Origin of the sequence: Streptomyces sp. VRA16 Mangrove soil (assembly GCF_017377775.1) — a bacterium.
In the GTDB taxonomy this organism is placed as follows: Bacteria; Actinomycetota; Actinomycetes; order Streptomycetales; family Streptomycetaceae; genus Streptomyces.
The window spans coordinates 256,096-270,481 of the sequence record NZ_JAFVLN010000001.1 but is presented as its reverse complement, the minus strand read 5'-3'; the positions used below and the strand labels follow the sequence as shown (position 1 = coordinate 270,481).

Annotated in this window: 15 protein-coding genes; 9 read left to right on the top strand and 6 right to left on the bottom strand. The window is 70.7% G+C overall.

All coding sequences use genetic code 11. The features are described from left to right. The first annotated feature begins 358 nt into the window (after positions 1 to 358). Entirely contained in the window at positions 359 to 925 is a 567-nt protein-coding gene (locus J3486_RS01120; protein WP_207818001.1) for a hypothetical protein, read from the top strand. A 155-nt stretch (positions 926 to 1,080) separates the two neighbouring features. Here J3486_RS01120 and J3486_RS01115 read toward each other — a convergent pair whose 3' ends face one another. Both J3486_RS01115 and J3486_RS01110 read right to left on the bottom strand, forming a co-directional pair. Next, positions 1,081 to 2,517 carry an NAD(P)/FAD-dependent oxidoreductase gene (locus J3486_RS01115; RefSeq protein WP_207818000.1) on the bottom strand — a complete coding sequence of 479 codons (1,437 nt, stop codon included), beginning with the start codon at positions 2,515 to 2,517 and terminating at the stop codon, positions 1,081 to 1,083. A gap of 142 nt (positions 2,518 to 2,659) precedes the next feature. Then, positions 2,660 to 3,106, bottom strand: coding sequence for a VOC family protein (locus tag J3486_RS01110; protein ID WP_207817999.1), 447 nt, complete (start codon positions 3,104 to 3,106; stop codon positions 2,660 to 2,662). Between the two features lie 212 nt (positions 3,107 to 3,318). Here J3486_RS01110 and J3486_RS01105 point away from each other — a divergent pair, with 212 nt between their 5' ends. Continuing rightward, a complete protein-coding gene (locus tag J3486_RS01105) occupies positions 3,319 to 4,236 on the top strand; it encodes an SGNH/GDSL hydrolase family protein (protein ID WP_207817998.1) in 918 nt (305 codons plus the stop codon). A 68-nt stretch (positions 4,237 to 4,304) separates the two neighbouring features. Here J3486_RS01105 and J3486_RS01100 read toward each other — a convergent pair whose 3' ends face one another. Both J3486_RS01100 and J3486_RS01095 read right to left on the bottom strand, forming a co-directional pair. Then, a complete protein-coding gene (locus J3486_RS01100; RefSeq protein WP_207818986.1) occupies positions 4,305 to 4,502 on the bottom strand; it encodes a hypothetical protein in 198 nt (65 codons plus the stop codon). 43 nt (positions 4,503 to 4,545) lie between these two features. Beyond that, the gene (locus J3486_RS01095) at positions 4,546 to 4,974 is read right to left on the bottom strand and encodes an Ohr family peroxiredoxin (protein ID WP_207817997.1); all 429 of its coding nucleotides are present in this window, start codon (positions 4,972 to 4,974) and stop codon (positions 4,546 to 4,548) included. A gap of 455 nt (positions 4,975 to 5,429) precedes the next feature. Between J3486_RS01095 and J3486_RS01090 the strand changes: the two genes are divergently transcribed. Together J3486_RS01090 and J3486_RS01085 are read left to right on the top strand one after the other, a co-directional pair. Next, positions 5,430 to 6,269 carry an oxidoreductase gene (locus J3486_RS01090; protein ID WP_207817996.1) on the top strand — a complete coding sequence of 280 codons (840 nt, stop codon included), beginning with the start codon at positions 5,430 to 5,432 and terminating at the stop codon, positions 6,267 to 6,269. A 122-nt stretch (positions 6,270 to 6,391) separates the two neighbouring features. Then, the gene (locus J3486_RS01085) at positions 6,392 to 7,249 is read left to right on the top strand and encodes an SDR family NAD(P)-dependent oxidoreductase (protein WP_207817995.1); all 858 of its coding nucleotides are present in this window, start codon (positions 6,392 to 6,394) and stop codon (positions 7,247 to 7,249) included. Positions 7,250 to 7,374: 125 nt separating this feature from the next. On the opposite strand, the gene J3486_RS01080 is transcribed toward J3486_RS01085, so the two are convergent. Further along, a complete protein-coding gene (locus J3486_RS01080; protein ID WP_207817994.1) occupies positions 7,375 to 8,817 on the bottom strand; it encodes an aldehyde dehydrogenase in 1,443 nt (480 codons plus the stop codon). Between the two features lie 197 nt (positions 8,818 to 9,014). Here J3486_RS01080 and J3486_RS01075 point away from each other — a divergent pair, with 197 nt between their 5' ends. The 5 genes from J3486_RS01075 to J3486_RS01055 all read left to right on the top strand — a co-directional run bounded on the left by J3486_RS01075 (position 9,015) and on the right by J3486_RS01055 (position 13,651). Beyond that, positions 9,015 to 9,512 carry a TetR/AcrR family transcriptional regulator gene (locus J3486_RS01075; RefSeq protein ID WP_207818884.1) on the top strand — a complete coding sequence of 166 codons (498 nt, stop codon included), beginning with the start codon at positions 9,015 to 9,017 and terminating at the stop codon, positions 9,510 to 9,512. 247 nt (positions 9,513 to 9,759) lie between these two features. Next, positions 9,760 to 10,833 (top strand): alpha/beta fold hydrolase, encoded by a 1,074-nt coding sequence (locus J3486_RS01070; protein ID WP_207817993.1) that lies wholly within the window; start codon positions 9,760 to 9,762, stop codon positions 10,831 to 10,833. Positions 10,834 to 10,901: 68 nt separating this feature from the next. After that, on the top strand, positions 10,902 to 11,687 hold the full coding sequence (locus J3486_RS01065; protein ID WP_207817992.1) for a creatininase family protein: 786 nt from the start codon (positions 10,902 to 10,904) through the stop codon (positions 11,685 to 11,687). 115 nt (positions 11,688 to 11,802) lie between these two features. Continuing rightward, positions 11,803 to 12,663, top strand: coding sequence for an alpha/beta fold hydrolase (locus tag J3486_RS01060; protein ID WP_207817991.1), 861 nt, complete (start codon positions 11,803 to 11,805; stop codon positions 12,661 to 12,663). Positions 12,664 to 12,769: 106 nt separating this feature from the next. After that, complete coding sequence (locus J3486_RS01055; protein ID WP_207817990.1) at positions 12,770 to 13,651, top strand: helix-turn-helix domain-containing protein; 882 nt, start codon at positions 12,770 to 12,772, stop codon at positions 13,649 to 13,651. 139 nt (positions 13,652 to 13,790) lie between these two features. On the opposite strand, the gene J3486_RS01050 is transcribed toward J3486_RS01055, so the two are convergent. Beyond that, on the bottom strand, positions 13,791 to 14,201 hold the full coding sequence (locus J3486_RS01050) for a hypothetical protein (RefSeq protein ID WP_229377311.1): 411 nt from the start codon (positions 14,199 to 14,201) through the stop codon (positions 13,791 to 13,793). Positions 14,202 to 14,386 lie beyond the last annotated feature (185 nt).

Here is a 14,386-nt window from a genome sequence, read left to right as displayed (position 1 = left end):
GGCTCCTCGCCGGCCGCAGCCTCCGGTCTCGGCCGGGACCCAGGGCGCAGGGCGCAGGTGCCGCGCCGAACCGCCGACGGATCACTCCCTCCACACGTTCACCTTTCGCACACAGACGGAGGGGTCGACGACACACGTACTGGGCAGTATGTTCGAGAGCAATTTGTGCGGGTCACGCCGTCGGACCTCGGAAGGCTGAAGAAGAGCAGGCACTACCTGCGTCCCCAGGCACATCTGCGCTTATCGTGAAGAGCGAACATGCCGGACGAACCGTTTGGCGTCGACACTTGCCTGTGTGTGGTGCCCTGGCACGTGGGTACCATGCGCAACGTCATCCATAACGAGGGAGTGAACGGTTGTGACCAGCCAGTCAGCCGCCGCGCTCCGATCGCGGTACGTGGAACAAGCCGCATCGGATCTGGAGGAGAACCGCCGCCTGCAGCAGGAGCTGAAGGAACGGATCTCGATGTTGAAGCAGGAGGAGGCCCTCCTGGGAGACATCATCAGCCTCGCCGAGCGGTACGAGGGCTTCGCCGACGCGTCCCGGCTGCCGGAGCAGCTGCAGGACGAGCACGTCGCCGCGAAGCCGAAGCGGGCTGCGACCGGGACCACTTCGCGCCGCAAGGCGCCGGCGAAGAGCACGTCGGCGAGGACCACGGCGAAGACCGGCGCGGCGGCGAAGCCGCGTCAGCCCCTGCTGGGTGACCTGCTCACGAAGCTGCTCGCCAAGTACGACGAGCCGCGCCTGGCCAAGGAGCTGCGCGACGAGCTCCTGAAGAAGCACCCCGACCGCAATCCCACCCCTCAGGTGGTGCGGAACACTCTGGAGTCGCTCGTCGCCAAGGGACGTATCCAGCGGCACAAGCAGCAGCGCTCCGTGATGTACACCCTGGTCAAGCAGGGCGGGGCGGCCGACTCCGACTGACACCTCCCTCAGGGCCGCACGAGCCACACGTGCCACCCGGCAGAGATCACGGACCGTCCGGACGAGCCGTACACATGGGCCCGGCCGCGCCCCGCCCACGGGCCGCGGCCGCCCGGTACCCGGCTGCCGCGAGCGCGCGGCCCGCAGGGTGTCGTTCACGCGTCCCGTCGCGTCTCCAGCAGCCGCAGCCACACCTCGCTGATGGTCGGGAAGGCCGGTACCGCGTGCCACAGACGGTCGACGGGCACCTCGCCGGTGATGGCGACGGTGGCCGAGTACAGCAGTTCGGCGACGCCCGGCCCGACGAAGGTGGCCCCGACGACGACCTGCCGGTCCCGGTCGATCAGGATCCGGGCTCTCCCCTGGTAGTCGGTGCGGTACTGCAGAGCTCCCGCCAGACGTCCGATCTCGTAGTCGACGACCTCGACGTCGCGGCCGGTGCGCTCGGCGTCGGCGACGGTCAGTCCCACGGAGGCGACCTCGGGGTCGGTGAACACGACGCCCGGGACGGCCTCGACGTCGGCGGTGCTGCTGTGCGGGGCCCAGCGGCCGGTGTCCAGCGGCTCCCCCTCGGCGCGGGCGACGATCACGGCCCCGGCGACGCGTGCCTGGTACTTGCCCTGGTGGGTGAAGAGCGCCCGGCGATTGACGTCCCCGACGGCGTAGAGCCAGTTTCCCGGCACGGCGGTGACGGTGAGGCTGTCGTCGGTGGTGATCCAGTCCCCCGGTTCGAGGCCGACGGTGTCGAGCCCGATGTCCTGTGACCGCGGGACGCGTCCGGTGGCGAAGAGGATCTCGTCGGCGGTGATCAGGCCCCCGTCCGACAGCGTGACCCGCACCTCGTCCCCCGCCCGCTCCACACCGTCGACGCGGAGGTCGAAGCGCACGTCCGCACCGGCCTCCCGCAGGCGCTCGGTGACCAGTTCGCCCGCGAAGGGCTCCATTCCGGGCAGCAGCCGACCGCCCCGGGCCAGCAACGTGACCCGACTGCCGAGCGCCTGCCAGGCGGTGGCCATCTCGACGCCGACCACACCCGCGCCGACGACCACCAGGCGTCCCGGTGCCTGCCGGGCGCTGGTCGCCTCCCGGCTGGTCCAGGGCCGCGCCCGCTCGATGCCGGGCAGGGGAGGCAGGGCCGCGCCGCTGCCGGTGCACACGGCGACCGCGTGCCGGGCACGCAAAAGGACCGTCCCGCCGTCGGGTGTCCCCACCATCACCTCGCGTTCCCCGGTCAGGCGCCCGTGGCCGCGCAGCAGCTCGATGCCGGCCGACTTCAGCCAGGCGACCTGGCCGTCGTCCCGCCGGTCGGCGGACATCCGGTCGCGGTGCGCGAGGACGGCCTCGACGTCCAACGGCCCCCGCACGGCGGGGTGGAGACCCGGGACGTGCGCGGCGTCGGCGCGGAACAGAGCGGGACGCAGCAGGGCCTTGCTGGGTTCGCAGGCCCAGTACGAGCATTCACCGCCGACGAGTTCGCTCTCCACGACGAGGGTGCTCAGGCCCGCGGCCGCGGTGCGTTCGGCGACGTTCTCGCCGACCGGGCCTGCGCCGATCACGATGACGTCGTAGGTGCGGGTGTTGTCGGTCGCCATGGGATGGGTCCTCCGGGGACGGGCCGGTCGAATCGGGCGCGGTGGTCGTGCTGGTGGGGGCGGACGTACGTGGTGGTCCGTCCCGGGTGACGGTCCCGGCGCGGCGGCGTGGCCGGCCGCGCCGGGACCGGGTCTCGAGAGCTCAGCGGCCGGGGGCCCGCTCCGTGACTTCCTGGAGGAACCACTCGTTGCCGTCGGGGTCCTTGAAGGCGGCGAAGGTGCCATAGCTGGCCCGCTCAGGGTGCGGCCCGAGGACGCGGTGGGCGTCGCCGGCGTGGTGGAAGGCGCCGGTCTCGTCGCGGAACGGGCCGGAGACCTCCACACCGCAGGAGGTCAGCTCCTCCTGGGCCTTGATGATGTCGGTGACGGTCAGCTGCAGCCCGTGGAGCGTGCCCGGCTCCTGTCGGGTCAGGCCCTCGCCGAAGATGATCGAGCACTCCGAGCCGGGCGGGGTGACCTGCACGATCCGGTAGCCGTCGTGGATCGGGAAGTCGGCGTCCGGGCGCCAGCCGAGGTGCTCCACGTAGAAGTCCTTGGCGCGGTCCACGTCGGAGACGGGCAGGATGACGACTTCGAGCTTCATGTCCATGGTTGTGTTCTCGCTTTCGGTGATCCCGTGATGGGCCAAGTGTTGGGCGGGGGTGACATGTGCGGCATCAGTCACCTGACGGTGCGCATCGACGGCGGTGATGCATCCGTTACTGAAGCCGCGCCCCCGAAGGTCTTGCGATACGTGTGAATGTCGGGTGCTCTGCTTCTGGATGGGTCAGCGCCCATCGACCGATCGAGGAAGGACACATCTTGAGAAGACTTCTTCCCGTCTCCCGCGCCGGCCGCGCTCTGACCGCGGGTGTCGCGCTCTTCGCCACCGGGGCGGCCTTCGCTCCGGTCGGGGCGGCCGCGGCGAGCCCGGCTCCGAAGAGCCCGAACCGGCAGGCCAGGGACTACGTCGCACTCGGCGACTCGTACGCCTCGGCGCCGCTCGTGCCCACCCAGGTCGACGCGGTCTGCGCGCGCTCGGACCAGAACTACCCCTCGCTGGTGGCGCGTTCACGGTCCGCACGACTGACGGACGTGACCTGCTCGGGTGCCACCACCGAGGACATGACGGCTTCCCAGACCGACGGCGTCGCGCCGCAGCTCGATGCGCTGGACCGGGGCACCGACCTGGTCACGCTCACCATCGGCGGCAACGACATCGGTTTCTCGACAGTGCTCGGCACCTGTGCCCGGCTCACGTCCGGCGACCCCGCCGGCGCCCCGTGCCGGACGCACTTCACGGACACCGGAACGGACCGGATCACGGAGGCGATCGGCCTGACCGGGTCGAAGGTCGCGGGTGTGCTGCGCGGGATCCGTCAGCGGGCCCCGCACGCCCGGGTCGCGGTGGTCGGCTACCCCGACCTCTTCCCCGACGACGGCGTGGGCTGCACCAGCAGCTCCGTGCCGCTGGCCGCGGGTGACTTCCCCTGGTTGCGCGACAAGGAGAAGGAGCTGAACGCGATGCTGGCCCGCGAGGCCCGGCACGCCGGTGCGACCTATGTGAACACGTACGCCCCGACGGTCGGTCACGATCTGTGCAGGCCGGCCGGTGAGCGGTGGATCGAGACGTTCGCCCCGCAGACTCCGGCCGCGCCGCTGCATCCCAATGCCATGGGTGAGAGCGCGATGGCCGGCGCCGTCGAGACCGCGCTCACCCGGCACTGCCCGCACCGCTGAGCCGGCTCGCCTGAACTCCGAAACCTGAACTCCGAAGCCTGAACTCAGAAGCCTGAACTCAGGCATTATCAGAAGAAGTTCGAGGCGCTCGGGCCGTACCCGAACAGCGTTGCGCTCTCCGCCCAGTTCCACACCTGTACGTCCGTCGGCCAGGCGCGCCCCTCGGGGCCGGCCTCGTCCGGGAGCGGCGACCGGGCGGAGACAGCCTCCCGAGCGGGACGGAAGTGCCTGACGGTCCGTCCGTCCGTGTATGTCTGCATAGCCATGTCCTGTCCTCGCTCTTCGGGCCGTTCGGATGGGTGGGGTGGATCAGGCGGCGGCGTCGGCGTGGATGGCGACGGGGATGTTGCCGCGCAGCGCCTTGGAGTACGGGCAGATCTGGTGGGCGGCCTCGGCCAGCGCCTGAGCCGTGGCCCGGTCGACACCGCCGAGTACGGGACTGAGGACCGCGGAGAGGGAGAACTCGCCGTCGTCGCCGTGGGTGAGCGTGATCTCGGCGGTGATGGAGGTGCTCGTCAGCCGGATCCTGCGGGTGGTGGCGGCGCGGCGCAGGGCGCCGAGGAAGCAGGCGGCCCAGCCGGCGGCCAGGAGCTGCTCGGGGTTGGTCGCGCCGCCGGCGCCGCCGAGCTCCTCGGGAAGGGCGAGGCTCGTCGCCAGCAGGCCGTCGGAGGAGCGGACGCGACCGCCGTTGCGGCCTTCTCCGTCGACGTCGACAACGGCGGTGTAGCTGACTGCCATGGCTGATGCTCCCCATCTTGGTCCAGGAACCTGGAACCTGGATCGAAAAGTTGTGGTGCCCTAACCGGACGCCCATTGCGTCACCAGTTGAGGCGGTGACTAAAGAATGGCAACTCATCGCGTCACCCGTCAAGACGGTTACGGACGATTCTCGGAATCGCGACCGGATTCTCGGCCCGAGCCTTCCGCGGCCGAGCGTACGCATCGTCCGGCACTCTCACACGTCTGCAAGCACCAAGACACGTATCTGTGCTGAGTGACAGCCGCTCACGCTCCCGGCCGGATCAGTCCAATGACGTACGTGTCGCCGCCCACCCCGATCCGGCGCTCGACAACAGACAGCCAATCGACGCAGGACCGATGCGTCTCCGGTGGACAGAGTGAGAGACGACTCCCCCGCTCGCCCCGCTCCGTGGCGAGCGAACAAGACGGCAAGAGACGAGAAGGGCACTCTCATGGCTACGACATGGTTGATCACCGGCGCGTCCCGAGGTTTCGGGCGCGCCTTGGCGGAAGCGGTCCTCGCGGCCGGTGACCGGCTCGTGGCGACGGCCCGGCGTCCGGAGCAACTGGCCGACCTGGTCGCCCGCCACGGCGACCGAGTGCGAACGGTCGCACTGGACGTCACCGACCCGGCCGCCGCACAGGCGGCGGTGCGGGCGGGCGTCGACGCCTTCGGCCGCCTCGACGTGGTGGTGAACAACGCCGGGTACGCCAACAGCGGCCCCATCGAGGAGATGGCGGAAGCCGATTTCCGCGCCCAGTTCGAGGCGAACTTCTTCGGGGTCGTCAACGTCACCCGGGCCGCGCTTCCCGTCCTGCGCGGACAGCGTTCGGGGACGTTCGTGCAGTTCTCCTCGCTCGGCGGACGGGTCGGCGGCACCCCGGGCATGGGCGCCTACCAGAGCGCCAAGTTCGCGGTGGAGGGCTTCTCCGAGGTCCTGGCGGGCGAGGTCGCCCCGTTCGGGGTGAAGGTCGTCATCGTGGAGCCCGGTGCCTTCCGGACCGACTGGCAGGGCTCGTCGATGGAGCTGCACACCGTGGGCGCCGACTACGAGGAGACCGTCGGCGCCATGAACAAGTACCGGGCGCAGAACAACGGCCATCAGCCCGGCGACCCGGTCCGCGCGGCCAAGGTGCTGATCGACGTCGTGCGCGACGACGACCCGCCGCGCCGTCTCCTGCTCGGCGCCCAGGCGGTGACCGTGGCACTGGAGGCGGGCGAGGCACGGGCCGCGGAGACGCGGAAGTGGGCCGCGGCCAGCGGCGCCGCGGATTTCCCCGCCGGCGCGTAGCCCTCCGCCTCCCGCCGCATCCCCCTCCCGCCTGTCCTGTCTTTCCTGCGACACCTACGACACCTACGACACCTACGACACACCTCTCACCGTTCCGATCACGTTCCGAAGGAGATCACTCCATGTCTCGTAAGACCTGGCTCATCACCGGCGCTTCCAGCGGACTGGGCAAGGCCCTGGCCGAACACGTACTGGCCCTGGGCGACCAGGTGGTGGCGACGGCCAGCTCGACGCGCGCCACCACCGAACTGGCCGCGCGCTACCCGCAGACCGCGCTCGCGGTGAAGCTCGACGTCACCGACGCCGAGGACCGGCTGGCCGGTGTGCGCGCCGCCGAGGAGCGGTTCGGCGGCATCGACATCCTCGTCAACAACGCGGCCATCGACTTCGTCGGGGCCCTTGAGGAGCAGGAGGAGAGCGACTACCGCAGGCTGTTCGAGGTCAACTTCTTCGGCGCGGTCGCCCTCACCCGGGCGGTGCTGCCCGGGATGCGCGCGCGGCGCAGCGGCACCGTCGTCAACGTCTCCTCCATGGACGGTCTCGCGAGCCTGCCCGCGAACGGCTACTACTCAGCCGGCAAGTTCGCACTGGAGGGCTTCACCGAGGCCCTGTGGCAGGAGATCGAGCCGATCGGCCTGCACGCGATGATCATCCAGCCCGGTTCCTTCCGCACGGGTATCGAGAACCGGACGAAGGTCTCCGGTGCGGCCATCGAGGACTACGCCGCCACGGCCGGCGTGTTCCGCGCGATGATGGGCAACCTGACGCCGGAGATGTTCCCCGGTGACCCGGCGCGGGCCGCGGAGGCGATCGTGCAGGCCGTCCACGCGCCGAAGCCGGCGCACTGGGTCGTCCTGGGCAGCGACGCCCAGCGGCGCATCGGCGTCAAACTCGACCAGTTGCGGGCCGAGTTCGAAGCCGGCCGGGAGCTGGCGCTCAGCACCGACTTCCCCGGCGCCGCCGACAACGCGGTGCTCTGACCCGTACGAGGCGCAGGCGATCACCGCCTGACGACGCCCCTGGGAACCGCCGACGGCGGCAGACGGTCCGACCGTCTGCCGCCGTCGGCGGTTCTTCCGCGATCCGCTCGTGTCCCGCACACCGGTCAGACGGTGACGGTCTTGTACTCGGTGTAGGTGCCGAGGCCGACCGCGCCGTACTCGCGGCCGATACCGCTGGCCTTGAAGCCGCCGAAGGGACCGTCGAAGCCGACGGACGCGCCGTTGACGGTCACGGTGCCGGTGCGGATGCGGCGGGCGATCGCCAGCGCGTGCTCCTCGTCGGCCGACCAGATGCCGCCGGACAGGCCGTACTCGGAGTCGTTGGCGATCCGGACGGCGTCATCCTCGTCGTCGTAGGCGATGACCACCAGCACCGGGCCGAAGATCTCCTCCTGCGCGATCCGCATCGAGTTGTCCACGTCCGCGAAGACGGTCGGCGTCACGTAGTTGCCCTTTTCCAAGCCCTCGGGGATCTGCGGGCCGCCGACGACCAGTCGGGCGCCCTCCTCGATGCCGAGCTGGATGTAGTCGCGCACCCGCTGCTGCTGGTCGGGGCGGATCATCGGGCCGATGAACGTGTCGGGGTCGTTCGGGTCGCCGACCTTCAGCGAGCCGACCAGCTCCTTCAGCGCCGTCACGACCTCCTCGTACTTCTCGCGCGGGGCCAGGATGCGGGTCTGGGCGATGCAGGACTCGCCGTTGTTGAGCAGGGAACCGAACTTCAGGCCCGCGACAGCCCTCTGGATGTCGGCGTCGGGGAGGATGACGGCCGCCGACTTGCCGCCCAGTTCCAGACTGACCCGCTTGAGCTGCTCGCCCGCGATCGAGGCGATCCGGCGGCCGGCGCGCGTCGAGCCGGTGAAGGCGATCTTGTCGACGTCGGGGTGCGACACCAGGTGCTCACTGGTCTCGCGGTCCGCGGGCAGCACGCTGATCACACCCTCGGGAAGCCCCACCCGCTCAAGGAGCTCGGCCAGGAAACCCATGCTCAGCGAGTTCTCCGGGGAGACCTTCAGCACCACGGAGTTACCCGCGAGCAGCGCGGGGATGATCTTCGAAGTGGCCGAGGAGAAGGGCGAGTTCCACGGGATCACCGCGGCGACGACACCGACCGCTTCGCGGCGCACCACACTGCGCACCGGGGAGTCCGGGTCCGAGGGGACGAGCGTCTCCTCCCAGCCGAACTCCTCCGCCGCCTTCAGGTAGGCGTTCGCCTGCCGGGTCAGGCCGGGCTGCCCGGCCCGGGTGAACCAGCCGGCCGAGCCGTTCTCCAGGGAGATCAGGTGGGCGGCCTTCTCCGCGTTCTCCTCGCGCAGCGCGTTGAAGCGGCGCAGCAGCGCGATCCGCTCCGCCGGCGGGGTCAGCCGCCACTCCCCCCGGTCGAACGACGCGCGGGCCACGGCCACGGCCCGGTCGATGTCGGCGGGCCGGGCCTGGGCCACGCGGCCGATCCGCGACTGGTCGTGCGGGGAGACGATGTCGAGCAGCGCGGGGTTGCTCGGCTCGACCCAGGAACCACCGATGAACAGACGATCGTAGGTGATCATGCGCTTTCTCTCTCCCAGTGCGTGTGTCGGTCCGTTGCGGCACCATCTCTAACTGCCACTTCAATGTAGCACTTCTTTTTATTAGGTTCACATAGAAGTGGTTTACTCGCGGCCATCCGCCTCACTGTGGTTACGGTTGAGAGATGAGAGCCGACGCAGCACGCAATCTGGAAGCAGTCCTGACGACCGGGGCACGCATGCTCGCCGCCGACCCCGGCACGAGCATCGCGAGCATCGCCACCGAGGCAGGCGTGGACCGCCGCACCGTCTACCGCCGCTTCGTCTCCCGCGAGGAACTCCTCGCCGCGATCTACGCATCCCGCCTGGAAGCCATCGAGCGCGCCATCGAGGACGCCCGCCTGCGCGAAGCACCCGTCGCCGTCGCCCTGCACCGCTACGTCGAGAACATCATCGCCGTCAACCGCACCTGGCCCGTCGACCTCACCCGCATGCTCGCCGACGGGGCCGTTCGCCGGCGCCGGGACGCTTGCATCGCCGAGGTCGACGCCTTTCTGCACCGGGCCACCGAGGAGGGCTTGATCGGCCGGGAACAACCGGAGGGCTGGGCCAGGGTGTTGCTGCCCGAGCTGCTCTCCCTGGCCTCGACCCGGCAGGCACACCTGAGTCCCGGGAGAGCGGCCGACCTGGCGGTCGACACACTTCTGCACGGCATCGGAGCACGGCATCACCACTGACCGCACACCCTCGACAGCCCGAGCGGCGCACCGGGTGTCCCCAAGGGCCTCCCCCACACACGTTCTTCCCTCAGTCGGATGACTCTCCGCGCAACTCCCCGCGTCCTACCGTCAGATGACTGATGTAGCCGGTTACGTGACGGGCGAGAGTATGTGGCATCGGTCCCGATCCTGTGGGACAGGGCCCACACACCTGCCGTCCGCCTCCCGCGGACCGGCTCACCGTGAACGCACGAGAGGGTTTGACATGATCAACAGGCGTACCTTCAACAAGGCCGTCGGCCTGGGCACCGGCGCGGCCGCGGTCTCGCTGGCCGGCCTGCAGGGCACCTCGTCCGCGGCGACCGCCGCACAGCGGACCGGCGGTTCGACCGCCCCCACCGTGCCCACGATCACCCCCGGCACCCACACGGAGTTCGAGACGATCAAGCACGTCAGGGCGGGCGTCCTGGACATCGGTTACGCCGAACTCGGCCCGGCCCACGGCCCGGTCGTGCTGCTGCTGCACGGCTGGCCGTACGACATCCACAGCTTCGTCGACGTCGCCCCGCTCCTCGCCGACCAGGGTTACCGCGTCCTCGTTCCCTACCTGCGCGGCCACGGCAGCACCCGCTTCCTGTCCCGGCACACCCCGCGCACGGCCGAGCAGTCCGCGATCGCGCTCGACATCATCGCGTTCATGGACGCCCTGAAGATCCCGAAGGCGACCCTCGCCGGCTTCGACTGGGGCTCGCGCACCGCGGACATCATCGCCGCCCTGTGGCCCGAGCGCGTCAAGTCGCTGGTCTCCACCAGCGGTTACCTGATCACCGACGTCAAGGCGCAGATGAACCCCCTCCCTCCGGCCGCCGAGCACAACTGGTGGTACCAGTGGTACTTCGCCTCCGAGCGCGGCAAGAAGGCCATGGAGGACGAGACGAAGCGCATCGACCTGTGCCGTTACGTGTGGACGCTGGTCTCGCCGAACTGGAACTTCTCGGACGAGGTCTTCAACCGCACCGCCGAGGCCTTCAAGAACCCCGACTACGCGGCCATCGTGCTCTTCAACTACCGCTGGCGCATCGGCCTCATCGAGGGCGAGCCCCGCTACGACCGTTACGAGAAGCAGCTCGCGGCGCCGCAGCCCGCCATCCACGTGCCGACGGTCACCCTCGACGCGGCGCTCGACCCCTTCACCGCCGCGCCCGGCGACGGTTCCGGATACCGCAACCACTTCACCGGCCCGTACCTGCACCGCCTGATCACGAACATCGGGCACAACCTGCCGCAGGAGGCGCCCACCGCCTTCGCCCAGGCCGTGGTCGACGCCGACCACCTCTGAGTTCCCGCACCCGTCATCGGTCCGGTGCCTCACCCCCCGCGCCGGCGCTCGTCCAGGAGGAGTCCCAGATGACCGAAGTCCAGTGGAACCGGCTGACCGCCGCCGACCTGCGTGCCCTCGCGGCACGGGACGCGGTGGTGATGATCCCCATCGGGGCCACCGAGCAGCACGGGCCCCATCTGCCCACCGGCGTCGACGACTTCCTCGCCACGGAGGTGTGCCACCGGGCGGCGGTACTGGCCGCCGAGCACACCGGGGTGGTGGTCGCCCCCTCGATCCCCACCGGCCTGTCGGAGCACCACATGGCGTTCGGCGGCACCCTCACACTCAGCCTGCCGACCCTGCACGCGCTGCTGCGTGACATCTGCCGGTCCGTGATCCGGGCGGGCTTCTCCCGCATCCTCGTCGTCAACGGGCACGGCGGGAACATGACCGCCCTCAACGCCCTCACCACCGAACTGACCGTGGAGCTGTCGACGCCGATCGCGTTCGCCAGTTACTTCGGCGCCGGACGGGAGGTGGTGCGGGACACCCTGGAGGCCCAGGACGGCCTCATGCACGCCTGCGAGGGCGAGACGTCCATGATGATGGCGGCCCACCCCGGCCTGATCCGCGAGGAGCACCTGGCGCAGGCCCACGGGCCGCGGATCACGCTGCCCGCGGAGTCCACCGACCCGCTGTACATGGCCGTGCCCTTCGAACGGATCACGCAGACCGGGGTCGCGGGCGACGCCCGGGTGGCCGGCGCGGAGAAGGGCGAGCGGATGCTCGCGGGCTGCGCTGCGGCGCTGGCGGACATCATCGTGCGGGACCCCTGGGCGAAGCAGCACCTTCACACCACAGCTCCGCATTGAGTCACCGTCTTGACGAGTGACGAGCGGCGTGGAAAATTGAATCACCAGTTAGAGCGGTGACGAGCCGGCGTGACCGGCTCACCTCATGTACCGATACATCTGAGAGGGAATTGTCATGGTGACCATCAAGGGCGGCCGCAAGAGGCTGACCACGGGCGCCCTCGCGGCGGCCACGGCGGGGCTGGCGCTCGGCGCGTTCACCCTCAGCGGCACCGCCAACGGAGCGCCCGCAGCCGCCGGGGCCACCGACGCCGGCCGGCACGCCAAGCCGACCATCGTCCTGGAGCACGGCGCCTTCGCCGACGGCTCCAGCTGGAACGGCGTCATCACCGACCTGCGCGCCGACGGCTACCCGGTCGTCGCCGCCGCCAACCCGCTGCGCGGTCCGGCCTCCGACGCCGCCGCCCTGCGCACGGTCCTCGACCACGTCAAGGGCCCGAAGATCGTCGTGGGCCACTCCTACGGCGGCAACGTCATCAGCCAGGCCGTCACCGGCGACCCCGACGTCAAGGCCCTGGTCTACGTCGCGGCCTTCCTGCCCGCCCCCGGCGAGAGCGCCCTGGAACTGACCAACAAGTACCCGGGTTCGACGCTCCCCGACGCCCTGGACCCGGTCACCTACCAGCAGGCCGACGGCTCCACCGCCACCGACCTGTACATCCGGCAGGACAAGTTCCGCCACCAGTTCGCGGCCGACGTGCCCGCGGGGCAGGCCGCTCTGATGGCCGCCGAGCAGCGGCCGATCGCCCAGGCCGCCCTGGAGGAGAAGGCCACCACCGCGGCCTGGCGGACCAAGCCCAGCTGGGCCGTCGTCACCAAGGACGACCTCAACATCCCCGTCGCCGTGCAGCGCTTCATGACCGAGCGCGCCCACGCGCACACCACCGAGGTCGCCGCCTCCCACTCGGTCGCGGTCTCCCACCCCCGTCTGGTGGCCGACGTGATCGAGCGGGCCGCCCGCGCCACCGTTCGCTGAACCCCTCGCAGGGCGGCGGGACTTCCGGTCCCGCCGCCCTCGGGCGGCACCGAGCACCGCACCGGGCACACCTCACCGGTGTACGGATCACAGGAGATCGAACGCCATGAACGCCCACTCCGACGCCCGTACGCTCGGGGCCTTCCTCAAGGCCCGCCGGGCCGAGCTGGACCCGCGCGCGTGCGGACTGCCCGAGACGGACTCCGCCCGCCGCGTCGTCGGGCTGCGCCGCGAGGAGGTCGCCCTGCTCGCCGCGATCAGCGTCGACTACTACACCCGGCTCGAACAGGGCCGCGTGCGCGCCTCCGCGGCCGTCCTCGACACCCTGTCCCGCGCCCTGCGCCTCGACGAGGACCAGCAGAGCTATCTCTACGAGGTGGCCGGGCGGACGGACGACCTGCCGCGCCGTACGCGCCGCCCCGTCCAGCGGGTGCGGCCCGCCATGCGCCGACTGCTGGCCCAGCTCGGCGAGACGCCCGCGCTCGTCCTCGGCAAGCGCCTGGACGTCCTGGCGTGGAACCGTGCCGCCGTCGCGCTGTACACCGACTTCGCCGCGATCCCGACGGCCGAGCGCAACTACCTGCGCCTGATGTTCACCGACCCCGCGATCAGGGGCCTGCACCGGGAGTGGGCGCACGACGCACGCGACGCCGTCGCCGCGCTGCGCATGGAGGCGGGGGCAGACCCCGACAACCCCGAACTCGCACGCCTGGTCGGCGACTTGACCCTGCGGGACGCCGACTTCAGCGCCTGGTGGGCCGAACACCGCGTCAACAGTGCGACGTACGGCACCAAGCACTACCGCCACCCTCTGGTCGGCGACCTCACCCTGGACTGCGACACGTGGTCCGGTTCCGACGCCGACGGGCAGCGCCTGATGGTCCTGACCGCGGAGACCGGAAGCCCCTCCCACGACGCCCTGCGCATCCTCGCGTCCGCTACGGCACTGCGGGCGGACGCCGAACCGGCGGGCGTCGGCATCCTGTAGCGCCCCGGGAGCCGACCGCCCGCCTCGTCAGCCCCCTTGCCGGCCAACTTGCTGGACGTGACTCACTCGGACCGTGCACACGAACGGACCGGCCCTCTCCCCACGGGCCGGTCCGTTCGTGTATCCGCGGGCTGTCAGCTCATTCGGCCAACCGGTCGAGGACCGCGGTGGCCAGGCGGAGCGCGGCGTGCAGCTCCGTCACCTCCGCGACGGTGGGGTGCACCACACCGGACCACTCACCGCGCAGGCCCGGCCAGACCGCCAGCAGCGTCTGCGTGCCGGCGAGACCCAGCTGGGCCGTGACGTCCGTGCGGCCCTCGTCCGTGCACGTCCAGGACAGCAGGACACGGCCCTGCGGGACGCGGGACGGTCCGCGCAACGGCATCCAGGTCGCCATCAGCCGTCCGTGCACGGGCGTCACGATCGCGCCCCGCACGTCGGCGGGCATCGGTGCCTGTGTCAGCGCGGACAGCCCGACGGGCCCCTGCTCGGCCGCGGAGTCCGGAACCACGGTGAGAACGGGCCGATGCGCTGTGCCGTACCTCGTCATGTGTTCTCCCCTCCGTGCCGGTGTCCGCGTGGTGTGACACCGAGTCTTCCGGAGGCGGCGACCGGGAACATCCGTCATCTGACTGCCGACCGACCGGGAGCGCCGCGCCTCGGGGCACACATGTGCCGGTTCGGGGCAGCACGTCCAGCCATCCGGCACCACGCCCGAAGACGTACTCCTCCCGG